This window comes from Caulobacter sp. GW821-FHT09B08, assembly GCF_059418225.1.
Genome location: NZ_JBWKPL010000009.1, coordinates 183664 through 199059 on the forward strand (window position 1 = coordinate 183664; position 15396 = coordinate 199059).

Here is a 15396-nt window from a genome sequence, read left to right on the forward strand (position 1 = left end):
CACCGGACTTCTTCCGGCCTGACGCTCTCAAGGAGCACCGCCATGAAGACCTTTGGTAAGTTCACGAAGATCGCCGTCGCCGCGGCCGTCACCGGCGCCATCGCCCTGCCCGCCACCGGCGCCTTCGCCGGCGACAAGAGCAACAAGACCGAGCGCGCCATCCTGGGCGCCGTGCTGGGCGGTATCGCCGGCGCGGCCCTGTCGGACGGCAAGACGGGCGGCATCGCCATCGGCGCCGTCGCCGGCGCCGCCCTGGGCGCCTCGACCGGCCACGACGACCGCTACGACCGCGACCATCGCTATTCGGGCGGCTATCGCGACCAGAACTATCGCGGCTCGAACTACAACGACGGCCGCTACAACGACGGTCGCTACGACCAAGGCTATCGCGGCGACCGCTACAACACCGCCTACCGCTACGACGGTGGTTCGAACGGCGGCGGTCGCTACGGCGGCCAAGGCGGCAACGGCCGCTATGACAACCGCTACGACGGCTACTACGGCCAGCGCCGCTAACCGCTCTTGGTCCTGACGATCCGGCGCCGTCCCCGCGAGGGGCGGCGCCTTTTTCGTGCGCGAACGGCGATTTGACCGCGAGCGAACGCTGTGCGTCGCGCGAAATCTGCTATAGCCCGGCTGAGGGCGATGCGGCTTCGTAACAGCCTGGCGAGTTCTGTCGGGCTTCGCCGCATCGGACCAAGGGGAGTGCGCACGCAGACATGGCGGCGTCCGGGATCGCTGTTCGGGGACCACGCAGCCTGCTTCGGCAGATTCGCGAGGCCATGGCCGGGGTCGGCCCCGCCCAGGGCAAGCTCGACATGGTGGTGCGCACCATCGCCATCTCGATGGTGGCCGAGGTCTGCTCGATCTATCTGCGCCGCGCCTCGGGCGACCTGGAACTGTTCGCCACCGAAGGCCTGTCGCGCGACGCCGTCCACGTCACCCGCATGAAGCCGGGCGAGGGCCTGGTCGGCGAGACCATGCGCCTGGGCCGGCCGCTGAACCTGTCGGACGCCGCCAGCCACCCGGCCTTCTCGTACCGCCCGGAAACCGGCGAAGATCCCTACCACGCCTTCCTGGCCGTGCCGCTGCTGCGCGGCGGCCGCTCGATCGGCGTGCTGGTCGTCCAGAACCGCACCGAGCGGGTTTATGGCGAGGACGAGGTCGAGGACCTGCAGATCATCGCCATGGTCCTGGCCGAGATGGTCAGCGCCGGCGAACTGCTGGGCCTGACCGAGCTCAAGGACGTCGAGATCGCGCCCCACAAGCCCGAGCGGCTGAAGGGCGCGCGCTTCGCGGAAGGTCTCGCTTACGGCGTGGCCGTGCTGCACGAGCAGCCGGTGGCCCCCGAGCAGCTGCTGTCCGACGACGCCCTGGCCGAGGAGGCCCGGCTGAAATGGGCTGTCGAGGCCCTGCAGACCCAGATCGACGAGATGCTGGAAGGCCAGCACGGCCTGGTCGGCGCGTCGTACGAGGTGCTGGAGACGTACCGCCTGTTCGCCCACGACCGGGGCTGGAACCGGTCGCTGAACGAAGCCGTGCGCTCGGGCCTGACGGCCGAGGCGGCGGTCGAACGCGTGCGTTCGGAGCACCGCGCGCGCCTGGGTCAAGCCCGCGATCCCTATTTGCGCGAGCGCTTGCACGACCTGGAAGACCTCAACGACCGGCTGCTGCGCCACCTGTCGGGCGACGTCCACGCCGTGCGCCAGCTGCCCGACGACGCCATCCTGATCGCGCGGAACCTCGGTCCCGCCGACCTGCTGGAATACGACCGCACCAAGCTGAAGGGCATACTGCTCGAGGAAGGCTCGGCCGCCAGCCACGCCGGCATTGTGGCCCGGGCGCTGGACATCCCGTGCGTGGGGCGCTTGGCGGGCCTGCGCGACCGGGTCAACGAGGGCGACCCGGTGGTGGTCGACGCCGAGACCGCCGAGGCCTGGCTGCGGCCGCGTCCGGACGTGGTCAAGGCGCTGAAGGTCCGGATGGAGGTCCGCGCCCAGCGCAAGGCCGAGTTCGCCCGCCTGCGCGATACGCCGGCCGTCACCAAGGACGGCGACAAGGTCACCCTGCTGATGAACGCCGGCCTGGCCGTGGATCTGGACATCCTGGGCGAGACGGGGGCCGAGGGCATCGGCCTGTTCCGCACCGAGTTCCAGTTCATGGTCGCCGAGGAGATGCCGCGCCTGGAGGCCCAGACGGCGCTCTACGAAAAGGTGCTGGACGCGGCCCAGGGCATGCCGGTGACCTTCCGCACGCTCGACCTGGGCGGCGACAAGCTGTTGCCGTACATGGAGCTGGAGCGCGAGGACAATCCGGCCCTGGGCTGGCGCGCCGTGCGCATGGGCCTGGACCGTCCGGCCCTGCTGCGCATGCAGATCCGCGCCCTGATCAAGGCCGCCAAGGGCCGGCCGCTGCAGATCATGTTCCCGCTGGTGGCCAATGTGGACGAGTTTCGCGCCGCCCGCGCCTTCGTCGACCAGGAGGTGGCCTGGGCGCTCAAGCGTGGCCGGCCCGCGCCGGGGCGCCTGGACGTCGGGGCGATGATCGAGGCCCCTTCGCTGCTGTGGCATCTCGACGCGCTTCTGCCGATGACCGATTTCGTTTCGGTCGGCACCAACGACCTGATGCAGTATTTGTTCGCCGCCGACCGGGGCAATCCCCGGGTGTCGGACCGCTACGATCCGCTGTCGCCGTCGGCCCTGCGCGCGCTCAAGACCATCCAGCAGGCCTGCCACGACACCGGCACCCCGGTGTCGGTCTGCGGCGAGATGGCGGGGCGTCCGCTGGAGGCTTTCGCCTTGCTGGCCTTGGGTTTCGAGCGTCTGTCGATGCCGCCGGCCGGCATTGGTCCGGTCAAGCAGATGGTGCTGTCCTGCGACCGCGAGGCGGCCCGCCGCAATGTCGAGGCCCTGCTGAAGACCTCGGCCGGTTCGCTCCGTGGCGAGATCGAAACCCTGGCGCGCAAACTTTACGTCGCGGTCTAGACGCGAGATTAGACAAGGCCGGCGTTAACCAAGCGCTGCCTTATAGTGTATTGAATCCCGCGACTTACTTTGATATCGACCATAAAGTATTAACAAATCCCGGCTAGGACGGGTGGGGCGAAGTCGTCTGGGGCGAACACAGTTCTCCGACGACGCGAATTTTGGGGTCTCATGGCAGCCATGCCGCTCGATACGGGCAGGGTTCCGCACTTGCATCTCGTCGCGGACGGCGATCCCGAACACGCGCCTGCAGCCGCGTATCAGCCTTCCGTGGACGACGGGGTCGACATCGGCTCGGCCCTGCGCGCCGCTCGCGAGTTCCGTGGCCTGAACCTGCAGGACGTGGCCGACGCCACCCGCATCCGCCAGAGCTATATCGAGGCGCTGGAAGACCTGCGCCTGGACGAGCTGCCCTCGCGGCCGTTCACCATCGGCTATGTGAAATCCTACGCCAAGCTGCTGGGCCTGGACGGCGACGCCGCCGTGGCCCGCTTCAAGCTGGACGTGCCCGACGACAGCGAGCCGCTGCGCGCCCCGGTCGGCGTGCGCCACGAGCGCGACCCGCGTCTGGGCCTGATCCTGGCTCTCGGCGTGCTGGTCGTGGCCGCCATCGTGCTTTGGAACGTGGCCCAGCGCGCCATCGCCAAGGACACCCCGCCGGCCCAGGTGGCGCCGACCCAGGTGACCTCGGCGGTCAATTCGTCGGCCCCCGTGCCCGTCGATCCCAACGCCATTCCCGGCTCGGTTCCGCTGGGCGCCCCGCTGCCGGCCCCGGTCGAGTCGACCACGCCCGAGCCCTACAAGACCCCCGGCCTCGACGACGCCGCCGCCAACGGCGGTTCGGCCGACGCGGTCAGCGCCGCCTCCAAGGCCCGCGCGGCCGAGGCGGCCAAGACCGGCGGCGACCCCGCCCAGGCGGTCAATGTCGGCGCGCCGTTCCGCTCGCGCGGCGCGGTCTATGGCGCCGCCCCGGCCGAGGCCTCGGGCCTGATCCTGCAGGCCCGCAAGCCGGCCTCGCTGGTGGTGCACGACGCCTCGGGCCAGATCTACTTCACCCGCTGGATGGCGGCCGGCGAGGCGTTCCGCGCCCCGCGCAACGGCGGCCTGATCGCCGAGGTCTCCGACCCGACGGCCTTCGAGGTCTATAACGGCGGCGTCCTGACCAGCCACATGAACGCGCTGACCACGGCGCTCGGCAAGCTGGTGACGGCCCCGGCCGCGCCCGCCCCGACCGCCGCCGCGCCCAAGCCGGCCGCGCCGAAGCCCGCAGCCGCCCAACCGCCCAAGCCGCAGGGCTGACAACAGCCGGGGACATGCCCTTGCGGCGTGTCCCCAAGTTCAAGCTCCGTGCGTCTGATGGGGACACGCCGCAAGGGCATGTCCCCGGCCGCGCTACCCCCGTCCCCCGCCCGACTTGGCGAACAGCAGGTCCGACCAGTTCCATGTTCGCGACCCCAGGGCCAGTCTCGGCGCGCCGGGGGCGTCGCTGAGCGAGATGAGCACCAGGCCGCGCATCGGGTCCGACCGGCAGGCCTTGGGGGCGAAGGCCACCTCCAGCATGATAAGCTCGCGCACGCCCGCCAGGCCCTTGCCCTCCTGGCCCGGGCTCTGCACCCAGTCGCCGTTCCAGACCAGCACCGCCTTGCCCGTGGCCACCGCGCCGGGGTGAGCCTGGGTCAGGGCGGCGCGCACGCGGGGGTTCTTGCGCAGGGCGTCCTGCAGCAGCCGGACCATGTCGCAGCCGCCGCCGCCCGGACCGTTCCCGTCGCCGCCCGCGCCCGACCCGGTCCCGGCCGTCGCCGCCCCCGCCAGCTCGGCCTCGCCCAGTTCGGCCACGACCGTCGGTCGGGGGGCGGGCTTGGCGGGCAGGGGTTCGACCTCGGGCGGTGGGACGAGACGCGGCGGGCGGGCCGGGATCTTGGGCGTGGCGATCTTGGCCGGGGCGGGGGCGCCGGCGGGCTCGGGCGCCAGCTTGGGCGGCTCCGGCGGCGGGGGCGGCGGCTCGTAGAGGGCCACGGCGATGGGCTCGGGCTCGGGCGGCGTCGGCGGCTGGATCCGCACGGCCATGATCGCCAGCACCAGGCCGGCATGGGCCGCCAAGCTGAGCAGTACGGCCACCGGGCCGCCCGCCGTCATCCGCCGTCCGCGCGGCGTGGGAACGAGAGGGTCGTAAGGCTGCGCTCGCTCGCGCATCTAGGCTCCAGGACCGCCCATGGGGCCGTCCAGAGACCACCGGCTCGCGTCAGGATCGTGGCGCCCGCGACATTTCCGTGATGGTCTTGGGTTCCGCCGCCAAACCCCTTAGATTGGCCCCATGTCCGCTGACCACACGCACGTCCGTCCCTGGCGCCAGATCGAGCGCCGCCAGTCGCGCAAGATCCGCGTCGGCAATGTCGAGGTCGGCGGCGACGCCCCGATCAGCGTCCAGTCGATGACCAACACCCTGACCAGCGACGCCGCCGCGACGCTGGAGCAGATCCGCCAACTGGAGGAGGCCGGCGCCGACATCGTCCGCGTCAGCTGCCCCGACACCGACTCCACGGCCGCCTTCAAGACCATCGCCCGCGAGGCCAAGGTCCCGCTCGTGGCCGACATCCACTTCCACTACAAGCGTGGCATCGAGGCGGCCCAGGCGGGCGCGGCCTGCCTGCGGATCAATCCGGGCAATATCGGTTCGCCCGACCGTGTGCGCGAAGTGATCCAGGCCGCTCGCGACCACGGCTGCTCGATGCGGATCGGCGTCAACGCCGGCTCGCTGGAGCGCGAACTGCTGGAAAAGTACGGCGAGCCGTGCCCCGACGCCATGGTCGAGAGCGCCCTGAACCACGCCCGCATCCTGCAGGACCACGACTTCCACGAGTTCAAGATCAGCGTGAAGGCCTCCGACCCGTTCATGACGGTGGCGGCCTATTACCAGTTGGCCGAGCGCATCGACTGCCCGCTGCACCTGGGCGTCACCGAGGCCGGCGCCCTGCGCACCGGCACGGTGAAGTCGTCCATCGGCATCGGCTCGATGCTGTGGGCCGGCATCGGCGACACCATCCGCGTGTCCCTGGCCGCCGACCCTGTCGAAGAGATCAAGGTCGGCTTCGATATCCTCAAGTCGCTGGGCCTGCGCCACCGGGGCGTCAACATCATCGCCTGCCCGTCCTGCGCCCGTCAGGGCTTCAACGTCATCAAGACGGTGGAAGCGCTTGAGCAGCGCCTGGCCCACATCAGCCAGCCCATGTCGCTGTCGATCATCGGCTGCGTGGTCAACGGCCCGGGCGAGGCCCTGATGACCGACCTGGGCTTCACCGGCGGCGGCGCGGGCTCGGGCATGATCTACATGGCCGGCAAGCCCGACCACAAACAGTCCAACGACGGCATGATCGACCACATCGTCGAGCTGGTCGAACAGCGCGCGGCGCAGCTGAAGGCGGAAGCCGAAGCCAAGGCCATCGCGGCCGAATAGGCGCTCAATCGCCCGGGAACACGCGGTTCCAGGCGTCCTTCATGCTCACGACCCGGATGCCGAACGCGTCGGCCCGGTCCAGCGCCTCGGCCAGGGGGCTGAGCCGGAAGTCGCGGTCGTAGGCCACCTCGCGCTCGGCGTCGTCGTGGTGCAGCAGCAGCGACAGCCGCCTGCCCGGCCCGCCCAGCGTGTAGCGCAGCATGGCCAGGTCGCCGTCGGAATTGCCGAAGCAGAAGATCGGCCGTCGGCCGATGTGCAGCGCGATGTTGGCGACCTTGGTCTCGCGGTCGTCGAAGGTGAACAGCTCCGGCAGCTTGGTCACCTCGCAGTCCGGCTCGGCGTCGAAGCGCAGCTTCAGCGCGGTGCCTATCACCTGTTCGGGCGGCACGCCGTAGACCGCCTCGGCGAAGGCCCGCATGAAGTTCACCTCGCCGCCCGAGACGATGTAGGTCTTGAAGCCGTTGGCGCGCAGATAGGCCAGAAGCTCCAGCTGGGGCTGGAAGGCGACCTGCGTATAGGGCCGCTTCAGCAGCGGATGGCGGGCGTGCTCCAGCCATTCCCGCACCACCGCGTCGAAGGTCGTCACCGTCATGTTCGCGTGGGTCAGGGCGGCGAACTCGAAGGCGCCCCGCTTGCCCAGGGCGTGGATCGCGGCCAGGTCGTTCTCGAAGAACGCCTTGTAGGGCGGGCGCTCGCGCAGCGACGGGTCGTGGCGGGCCAGCTCGGCCGCGCGCTGGAAGGCGAACAGCACCTGGCCCTGCAGGGGCTGCTCGGTCCACAGGGTGCCGTCGTTGTCGAAACAGGCGACCCGTTCGGCCACGGGGCGGAAGTCGGGGCCGCCCTCGCGCGTGACGGCGGTGACGAAGTCGAGGATCGAGGTCTTGGCGGGGCCCTCGGTCCAGGCGGGCAGGGGATCGGACATCGCGGTCTCCGTCCGCGCGTTTCCGATGCGCGGAGGCCGACTATTCCGGGACACGGCCGTCCGGCCCATCGGGTGAAGCCCGGGGAGGGCCGCCGGGCGTCACCCCAGCGAGGTCTGGATCGGCACCCCGTTCTTGATCGCCAGGGTCACGGGCGTGCGTTCGGCCACGTCGGCCAGGCGGGCGCGTTGGGCGTCGTCCAGCGGGCCGGTCGGGACCAGCACGCGCTCGATCCGGGGCGGGCTCTCGCCGCCGTGATAGTGCACCCGCACCTCCAGCCCCTCCAGCGGCCAGCCCTTGTGCTCGGCGTACATCTTCAGGGTCATGGCCGTGCAGGCGCCCAGGGCCGAGACCAGCAGGTCGAACGGCGCGGGACCCGTGTCGGCGCCGCCGTTGCGCTCGGGCTCGTCGGCGGTCAGGGCGTGGCGGCCGGTGACGATGGCGGTGGCGTAGCGGGCGGCGCCGATGACGGCGGTGGCGGTGGCCATGGCGGCTCCTTAGGCGTGACGGTCTAGATCGCTTTCGGCCGCCCCGGCGGCGGCGTCTTGCACAAATCCCGGTATCAGATCACCCCGCGCGAGCTTGCGTCCGCGCCGGTCAGGGCGGCGGCGACCACGCGCAGGCCGTGCTCAAGTTCGGTGCGGTCCGCTGCTGGACCCAGGCACACGCGCACGCCGGTCTCCAGGCCCGGCGTCACCACCGGCGCGCCGGGCGGAGTGACCTCGACGCCGCCGCGCAGGGCGCGCCCGGCCACGCGCTCGGCCTCCAGCTCGTCCATCGGCAGCCACAGGTGCGGGGCGGCGGGCGAGGCGGGGGGCTCGGCGTAGGGGCCGAGAAGCGCCATCGCCATGGCCAGGCGGGCGGTCGTCTCGGCCACGCCGGCGGCGGCGATGACGTCGGCCGTGCCGTCCTCGATCCACTGGGTGGCGATCAGCCCGCCGAAGGCCGGCGGGGCGTAGGCCAGGGCGCGGACGACGCGCAGCACCCGGTCCAGGTGCTCGCCCGGCGGTACGACCAGGTAGCCGGCCCGCAGGCCCGGGGCCAGCGACTTGGACACGCCCGAGACGTGGAAGGTCCGTTCCGGGGCCAGCACGGCCAGAGGGGGCGGGTGATCGGGGCCGGCATAGATGGCGTAGATGTCGTCCTCGACCAGCCACAGGTCGTGCTTGCGGGCGATGGCGACGATCTCCTCGCGCCGCTTCAGGCTCATGATCCGGCCGGTGGGGTTCTGCAGGGTGGGCAGGAGGGCCGCCACGCGGGCGCCGTCGCGGGCGGCCTCTTCCAGGGCGTCGGGCCGCACGCCGTCGGCGTCCATGGCCAGGCCCCGCAGGCGCAGGCCCGCATGCTCGGCGATGGCCTTGACGCCCTGGTAGGTGGAGGCCTCGCACAGCAGGGTGTCGCCAGCCCGGGTCAGGCTGCTGACGGCCAGGGCCAGGCCCTGCTGGGCGCCGGCGCAGCAGATCAGCCGCGTCCAGTCCGCGCCCACGAAGCCGCCGCTGCGCGCCAGCCAGGCCGCCCCGGCCCGCCGCTGGCCGTCCGGCCCCGCCACGGGCGCGTAGCCCAGGTGTTCGATCAAGTCGGGACGGCGGCGCAGCTTGGCCAGGGCCTCGACCAGATGGTCGGCGGCGGCCTGCTGCGGGGCGATGTTCTGGGCCAGGTTGATCGGGCCGGTCGGGATGCTCGGGCGGGCCGCCGACGCGCCGGACTTGCGCACGAAGCTGCCGCGCCCGACGTGGGCGTCGACCAGCCCGGCCTTCTCGGCCTCGACATAGGCGCGGGTCACCGTGCCCAGGCCCAGGCCCAGGCGGTGGGCCAGGTCGCGCTGCGGCGGCAGGCGCTCGCCGTCGGCCAGGGCGCCCGAGGCGATGTCGGCCCGCAAGGCGTCCAGCAGGCGCTCGTACAGCGGCGCCTCGCCGGGCGGCAGGGTCGGGGTCCAGCCGGCCATCGAGCATGTCTCCATAATTGTCACTGGAACAATATAGGTTTTGACTCGTGATGCAATCGGCATGATGACCGTGACATTCCGCCTGAGGAGTGTCCCAGATGACCGCCCAACTGCTGCTCGCCTTCGTCCTGTTCGCCTTCGCCACCGCCGGCACGCCCGGCCCGAACAACATGATGCTGCTGGCCTCGGGCGCGAACTTCGGCTTCCGCCGCACGGTGCTGCACATCCTGGGGATCAGCGCCGGCCTGGGCTTCATGGTGCTGGCCATGGGTCTGGGCCTGGGCGGGGTGTTCAAGGCCTTCCCCGTGCTGCACGAGGCGCTCAAGTGGGTGGGCGGGGCCTACATGCTGTGGCTGGCCTGGAAGATCGCCACGACCAAGGGCATCAACGACAAGGATGCGGGCTCCAAGCCCATGACCTTCCTGCAGGCCGCCGCCTTCCAGTGGGTCAATCCCAAGGCCTGGGCCATGGCCCTGACGGCCGTGACCGCCTACACCCCCGAGGGCTCGACCGTCGGCGTGTTCTTCGTGGCCGGGACCTTCATGCTGGTGGGCGCGCCGTGCAGCGCCGCCTGGGCCGGGTTCGGCCAGGCCATGCGGCGGTTCCTGGACCGTCCGGCCGTGCTGCGGGTGTTCAATGTCGCCATGGCCCTGCTGCTGGTGGCCTCGCTCTACCCGCTGGTGGTCGAGACCAAGCCCGCCGGCGCCGTGCGCGAAGCCCCGCACGAACTGGCCGCGGGCCTGCCGATGACGCCGCGCTGGGCGTCGCGGGGGTAGGCTGCATTACCGAACCTTAAGTGGCGAGGGGCGGGCGGCTGAGGTCTGGTGCGGGCGCCGAAATCCGGAGCCGTCCATGTCCCTCGCTGTCCGTTCCGCCCTGTGCGCCGTCCTGTTGCTGGCGGGGAGCGCCGCCGAGGCCGCCGTCACCCCGGTGCCGGTCGGCCAGCCGCTGGCCCGGTTCGCCAACCTCAAGCCCGGCGCGCACCGCTACCTGCGCTTCAAGCAGGCCGGCGACACCGTCCGCGTCGCCGACGTCTGGACCCGGGAGATCCGTTTCGAGGACCAGGACGGCCAGCGCCGGATGCACATCGTCCAGCACTGGGACGGGGTGGGCGCCGCCCCGGCCGACAAGCAGTTGGACAGCTGGTTCGAGCTCGGCACCTTCCGGCCCCTGACCCACGTGCGCCGCACCACCAAGGACGGGGCGACCAAGGTCGAGGGTTTCGCGTTCCAGGCCGACAAGGTCGTCGGGCTGAAGGACCTGGAAGGCAACGCCGCCAAGGATTTTGAGGTCGCCGCGCCGCAAGGCAGCTTCAACTTCGAGACCGACATGGAATTCCTCCAGGCCCTGCCGCTGGCGGCGGGCTACGAGGCCAGCATCGTCTTCACCCACCCGGGCGGCGGTCCGCCGGCGGCCTATCTGTTCAAGGTGACGGGCTCGGAGACCCTGGACCTGCCCGGCGGCGGCAAGGTCGACTGCTGGGTGGTGACCACCGACTACAACCGCCCGGACATGGGCGTCACCCGCTTCTGGTTCGCCAAGGGCAGCCAGGTGATGATCAAGCAGCTGACGCCCCTGCCGGACGGTTCCGGGGTGCTGGGCAAGACGCTGCTTTACTGACAGGCGGGGGCTTGCGCGGAGCGGCGCGTCGGCTCCAGATCGGGCCCTCATCATGAGGTCCCCGCATGCGCCCGCTTCTCCTCGCCGCTTTTCTCGCCCTGGCCGCGACGCCCGTCCTGGCCCAGGACCTCAAGGTCACCGTCGCCGGCCGCGACACCGTGGTGCTGACGCCGGCCGACCTGAAGGCCCTGCCGCGCGCCAAGGCGACCTTCACCGCCCACGGCAAACAGATCACCTACGAGGGCGCGGTGCTGAACGCGGCGCTCAAGCAGGCGGGGGTGGTGTCGGGCGACCGGCTGATGGGGCGCTATCTGAACCAGGTCGTGGTGGCCAAGGGCGCGGACGGCTTCACCGCCACCTATTCGCTGGGCGAGACCGACCCGATCTACCGCGCCAACCCGGTGATCGTCGCCGACAGCAAGGACGGCCAGCCGCTGGACGCCAAGGAGGGCCCCTACCGCCTGGTGGTCGACGGCGACCTGCGGCCTGGCCGCTCGGTGCGCCAGGTGGTGTCGGTGGAGGTGAAGGCGGTTCCTTGACCCCCACCGCCCGTCATCCTCGGACTTGTTCCGAGGATCCCTCTGTCCGCCGGTTTGCCGTTTGCGGTCCGGGTCTGGTCAACGCCGCGCGCGCCTTGAGACGGCGTCGCGGCTGAAGCCTGGGTCCTCGGAACAAGTCCGAGGATGACGGGCGTGAAGGGGGAGAGGCCTCAGCCCCCAACCGGCCCCAGATAATCCAGCTTGCCCACCTGCACGCCCTTGTGGCGCAGCACGTCGTAGGCCGTGACCACGTGGAAGAAGAAGTTGGGGATGGCGAAGCCCAGCAGGTAGTCCTCGCCGGTGAAGGTCAGGGTTCCGGCCGGCAGCTTCAGCTCGACGGTGCGGTCCTCGCTGCCCTCGAAGGCCGAGGCGTCGACGCTCTGGATATAGGCCAGGGTGTCGGCCACGCGCTTGTGGAGCTGGGCGAAGGTCGTCTCCTCGTCGGCCATGGCGGGCGCTTCGACGCCGGTCAGGCGGGAGACCGCGCCCTTGGAGGCGTCCGAAGCGCGCTGCACCTGGCCCGCCAGCGGCAGCATGTCGTCGGCCAGGCGCGCGGCGACCAGGTCGTCGGGGTTCCAGCCTTGGGCCTTGGCGTGGGCCTCGCCCTTTTCGAGCAGGGTCGCCAGCACTTTCAAGGCGCGAACGAAGACGGGGACCGAGGCGCGGTGCATCGACAGGGGCATGGAAGGCTCCGAGGGCAGGGCGCGTCGAGGGGGATGGTGCGCGCCGTGGCGGGGAGATAGGCGCCCAAGGCGGCGCTTAACAGGCGCCCATACGAACGGCGTTCGTTTGTGTCGGCCGGCGGCTCGACGCCGCTGCTGAATCAAGGCCCCGTATCCGCCGCGTATTTCGAGGAGTGCAACCGATGAACGATCCGCGTCTCCACCGCCGGGCGCTGCTGACCGGCGCCATGGGCTTGGGCCTGGGCGCTTTCCTGGCTGGTCCGGCCCTGGCCGAGCCGAGCGAGGTCGTAACCCTGAAGGCGGGCGACCGCGACGTCGAGGTCTCGGTCTGGCGTCCCGCCAAGGTCGAGGGCGTGATCGTGTTCTCGCACGGCGCGGGCTCCTGGCCGGCGCGCTACGACTACCTGTTCAAGGCCTGGAACGCCGCCGGCTTCCTGGTGGTGGCCCCGACCCACGTCGATTCCATGCGCCACCCCAAGCACGCCGACTACGACCTGAAGGCGGCCTTTCCGCTGCGGCTGGCCGACCTGGCGGCGGCCACCGTCTGGACCGAAAAGGCCGCGCCCGGCGTTCCCCGCGCCTCGGCCGGCCATTCCTACGGCTCGCTGATGTCGATGATCCGCGGCGGCGCCCTGGAGCCGATGATCCCGGCCCGCGACCCCGGCGCCAAGGCGGTGCTGTGCTTCTCCTCGCCCGGCGTGCTTCCGGGGCTGATGGGGCCGACGGCGTTTTCGACCCTGACGACGCCCCTGCTGGTCGTTACCGGCGACAAGGACCTGGTGCCCGGTTTCGTGACCGACTGGCGCGATCACCTGCGCGGCTTCGAGACCAGCCCGGCCGGCGACAAGCACGCCTGGATCGGCGCGGGGGTGGACCACACCTTCGCCGGCGCCATCGGCGGGATCGGCACGGACCCGGCCCAGATCGCCGCCTTCGCGCGGGCCCAGGCCGTCAGCACCGCCTTCCTGCGGGCTGCCGTGCTGGGCGACGCCAAGGCCCGGGCCGAGCTGGACGCGACCAAGAGCGACGCCGTCGCCGAGTTCCGTTCGCGCTGATCTTCTAGGGGGCAAGGGGTGACGTGGCGCGTGCGGAGCGGTAGAGAGACCGCCCATCTTCCCACAGCGTGACGTTCCCCCTTGCGACTGCCCCAGGCCCGACTCGACCAGGTTCTCGACCGTTTCCGCGAAGTGGAGGCCCGCATGGGCGCGGCCACCGACGGGACCGAGATCGTCAAGCTCTCCAAGGAGCACGCCGAGCTGCGCCCGGTGGCCGAGGCCGTCGAGGCCCTGGCCAAGCTCTCGGCCGAGCGCGCCGAGCTGGACGAGATGGCCGGCGATCCGGAGATGGCCGCCATGGTCGCCGACGAGATCGCCGCCCTGGACGAGAAGCTGCCGGTCATGGAGCGCGAGCTGGCCCTGATGCTGGCCCCGCGCGACAAGGACGAGAACGCTTCCGCTATTCTTGAAGTGCGGGCCGGCACAGGGGGCGACGAAGCGGCCCTGTTCGCCGGCGACCTCTTCCGCATGTACCAGCGCTACGCCCAGCTGCAGGGCTGGCGGGTCGAGATCGACAGCGTCTCGGAAGGCGAGATGGGCGGCTACAAGGAAATCATCGCCTCGGTCACCGGCGACGGCGTGTTCGGCCGCTGGAAGTTCGAAAGCGGCGTGCATCGCGTCCAGCGCGTGCCGGCCACCGAAGCCCAAGGCCGCATCCACACCTCGGCCGCCACCGTCGCGGTGCTGCCCGAGGCCGAGGACGTCGAGATCGAGATCAACGAGAGCGACCTGCGCATCGACACCTACCGCTCGTCGGGCGCCGGCGGCCAGCACGTCAACAAGACCGACTCGGCCGTGCGCATCACCCACTTGCCCACCGGGGTGGTGGTGACCAGCTCGGAAAAGAGCCAGCACCAGAACCGCGCCCGGGCCATGAAGAACCTGAAGGCGCGCCTCTACGACATGCAGCGCGAGGCCCTGGACACCGCCCGCTCGGACGCCCGCAAGAGCCAGGTCGGCAGCGGCGACCGCTCCGAACGCATCCGCACCTACAACTTCCCCCAGGGCCGGGTCACCGATCACCGCATCAACCTGACGCTCTACAACCTCTCCCGCGTGATCGAGGGCGACGCCCTGGACGACATCATCAAGCCCCTGATCGCCGAGGATCAGGCGGCGCGGCTGGCGAGTTTGGAAGAGGGCGGGTTCTAGGGGGGCGCTGACGTCTCGTTCTTGCGGCGGTCGTCGCAAAACGGACGGACGCCCGGACTGGGATACAGCTCACCGGACGCCGCCAAGGTCACGCTGGTCAGCGCGTCCATGCGCAGCACCGAAACAGGACGCCTCCCGGTTGCGTTGTCGGATTTCGCGTATTCACAGACTCTATCGACGCCCTCTTCAGCCTTCTCCATAAAAGGCAGCATCGGCTCCAACGGCTTGCCCAAGGGGGTCGTGAAGCGGTCCCAGTGTATGGGGATTACCGTGACGGCCGCACTGCTGACGGTGGCGTCCCAGTAACGCCGGGGCTCGTTCGCGTTGCCCAGACGGCCGATGCCGAGAAACACGGTCTGGGCCCTTGGACGTTGCTGGGCCTCGGACGCTTGTGGGTTCACGCCGGCGCTAGGGCTGACGAAGATTTTACGGTCGCCGTATTCCACGAGATAGGAAAGGTTCTCGTTGTCTTTGTAGGCGCCGAACCAGGCCGAGCCGGTCAGCCGCCGCTCCATGGGCCGGTCGATGATCCGCCTGAGCGCATTAGGACTGTCGCCATGGGGAACGGGGTAGGCGGTCACAAAATAGGGACCAAACTTCATTCGGCCCTGTCCTGTCGGAACACAGATGCGCGACACGGGCACGCCGCGATCCCGGACGAGCCTGGCCACGGATGTGGTGCCGACGACGACCGTCTTGTCGGACGTCAGCGCGACGGCCGCGGTGTCGAGGGCGTGGTCGTGATGGGCGTGGGCCGTCAGGACGGCGACCACCGGAGGCTGCTCGCCCCCGAGCCCGAGCCGGATGCTGTGCGGGTCGGGGCCAATCGGGAGCAGGGCTGTGCGCAACATCGACGGACGGCTGAAGAAGCCGTCGACGAGGAGCCGGCTTTCCCCGTCGCTGAACATCAGGGTGCTCACGCCGTAATAGGTGATCGTCAATGGCCGATCCTGGGCCGGCTGGAGGGACGCGGGTTGAAGCGGTCCGCATCCATGACCGTTTCCCGTCCAGGCCGGCGACAGGCTCGAGCACCCGGTGATCGTC

Annotated in this window: 15 protein-coding genes; 9 read left to right on the forward strand and 6 right to left on the reverse strand. The window is 70.6% G+C overall.

From position 1 onward, the window contains the following. Positions 1-42 precede the first annotated feature (42 nt). The 3 genes from AC07OA_RS22255 (at position 43) to AC07OA_RS22265 (ending at position 4283) form a co-directional block, all read left to right on the forward strand. Positions 43-516: a glycine zipper 2TM domain-containing protein gene (locus AC07OA_RS22255; RefSeq protein ID WP_494666012.1), complete on the forward strand. Its 474-nt coding sequence runs from the start codon at positions 43-45 to the stop codon at positions 514-516. Positions 517-719: 203 nt separating this feature from the next. Beyond that, a complete protein-coding gene (gene ptsP, locus AC07OA_RS22260; RefSeq protein ID WP_494666013.1) occupies positions 720-2984 on the forward strand; it encodes a phosphoenolpyruvate--protein phosphotransferase in 2265 nt (754 codons plus the stop codon). A gap of 180 nt (positions 2985-3164) precedes the next feature. Further along, positions 3165-4283, forward strand: coding sequence for a helix-turn-helix domain-containing protein (locus AC07OA_RS22265; protein ID WP_494666014.1), 1119 nt, complete (start codon positions 3165-3167; stop codon positions 4281-4283). Positions 4284-4376: 93 nt separating this feature from the next. On the opposite strand, the gene AC07OA_RS22270 is transcribed toward AC07OA_RS22265, so the two are convergent. Continuing rightward, on the reverse strand, positions 4377-5177 hold the full coding sequence (locus tag AC07OA_RS22270; RefSeq protein WP_494666015.1) for a hypothetical protein: 801 nt from the start codon (positions 5175-5177) through the stop codon (positions 4377-4379). A 121-nt stretch (positions 5178-5298) separates the two neighbouring features. On the opposite strand from AC07OA_RS22270, the gene ispG reads away from it, so the two are divergent. Beyond that, positions 5299-6438, forward strand: a complete 1140-nt coding sequence (ispG, locus tag AC07OA_RS22275) for a flavodoxin-dependent (E)-4-hydroxy-3-methylbut-2-enyl-diphosphate synthase (protein ID WP_494666016.1) — start codon at positions 5299-5301, stop codon at positions 6436-6438. Positions 6439-6442: 4 nt separating this feature from the next. Here ispG and AC07OA_RS22280 read toward each other — a convergent pair whose 3' ends face one another. The 3 genes from AC07OA_RS22280 to AC07OA_RS22290 form a co-directional block, all read right to left on the reverse strand. After that, a complete protein-coding gene (locus AC07OA_RS22280) occupies positions 6443-7360 on the reverse strand; it encodes an HAD family hydrolase (RefSeq protein ID WP_494666017.1) in 918 nt (305 codons plus the stop codon). A 99-nt stretch (positions 7361-7459) separates the two neighbouring features. Further along, positions 7460-7846 (reverse strand): OsmC family protein, encoded by a 387-nt coding sequence (locus AC07OA_RS22285; RefSeq protein ID WP_494666018.1) that lies wholly within the window; start codon positions 7844-7846, stop codon positions 7460-7462. Between the two features lie 74 nt (positions 7847-7920). Next, complete coding sequence (locus AC07OA_RS22290) at positions 7921-9303, reverse strand: aminotransferase-like domain-containing protein (protein WP_494666019.1); 1383 nt, start codon at positions 9301-9303, stop codon at positions 7921-7923. Positions 9304-9401: 98 nt separating this feature from the next. Between AC07OA_RS22290 and AC07OA_RS22295 the strand changes: the two genes are divergently transcribed. The 3 genes from AC07OA_RS22295 (at position 9402) to AC07OA_RS22305 (ending at position 11462) form a co-directional block, all read left to right on the forward strand. Further along, a complete protein-coding gene (locus AC07OA_RS22295; protein WP_494666020.1) occupies positions 9402-10079 on the forward strand; it encodes a LysE family translocator in 678 nt (225 codons plus the stop codon). Positions 10080-10155: 76 nt separating this feature from the next. After that, positions 10156-10923, forward strand: coding sequence for a DUF3108 domain-containing protein (locus AC07OA_RS22300; protein WP_494666021.1), 768 nt, complete (start codon positions 10156-10158; stop codon positions 10921-10923). A gap of 65 nt (positions 10924-10988) precedes the next feature. Beyond that, a complete protein-coding gene (locus AC07OA_RS22305; RefSeq protein ID WP_494666022.1) occupies positions 10989-11462 on the forward strand; it encodes a molybdopterin-dependent oxidoreductase in 474 nt (157 codons plus the stop codon). Between the two features lie 170 nt (positions 11463-11632). On the opposite strand, the gene AC07OA_RS22310 is transcribed toward AC07OA_RS22305, so the two are convergent. After that, positions 11633-12145 carry a DUF1993 domain-containing protein gene (locus AC07OA_RS22310; protein ID WP_494666023.1) on the reverse strand — a complete coding sequence of 171 codons (513 nt, stop codon included), beginning with the start codon at positions 12143-12145 and terminating at the stop codon, positions 11633-11635. A 182-nt stretch (positions 12146-12327) separates the two neighbouring features. Here AC07OA_RS22310 and AC07OA_RS22315 point away from each other — a divergent pair, with 182 nt between their 5' ends. Together AC07OA_RS22315 and prfA are read left to right on the forward strand one after the other, a co-directional pair. After that, the gene (locus AC07OA_RS22315; RefSeq protein WP_494666024.1) at positions 12328-13200 is read left to right on the forward strand and encodes an alpha/beta hydrolase family protein; all 873 of its coding nucleotides are present in this window, start codon (positions 12328-12330) and stop codon (positions 13198-13200) included. Between the two features lie 81 nt (positions 13201-13281). Further along, positions 13282-14352, forward strand: coding sequence for a peptide chain release factor 1 (prfA, locus tag AC07OA_RS22320; protein ID WP_494666025.1), 1071 nt, complete (start codon positions 13282-13284; stop codon positions 14350-14352). On the opposite strand, the gene AC07OA_RS22325 is transcribed toward prfA, so the two are convergent. Continuing rightward, the gene (locus AC07OA_RS22325) at positions 14349-15293 is read right to left on the reverse strand and encodes an MBL fold metallo-hydrolase (protein WP_494666026.1); all 945 of its coding nucleotides are present in this window, start codon (positions 15291-15293) and stop codon (positions 14349-14351) included. The two genes, prfA and AC07OA_RS22325, sit on opposite strands and share 4 nt — an antisense overlap. Positions 15294-15396: the final 103 nt, after the last annotated feature.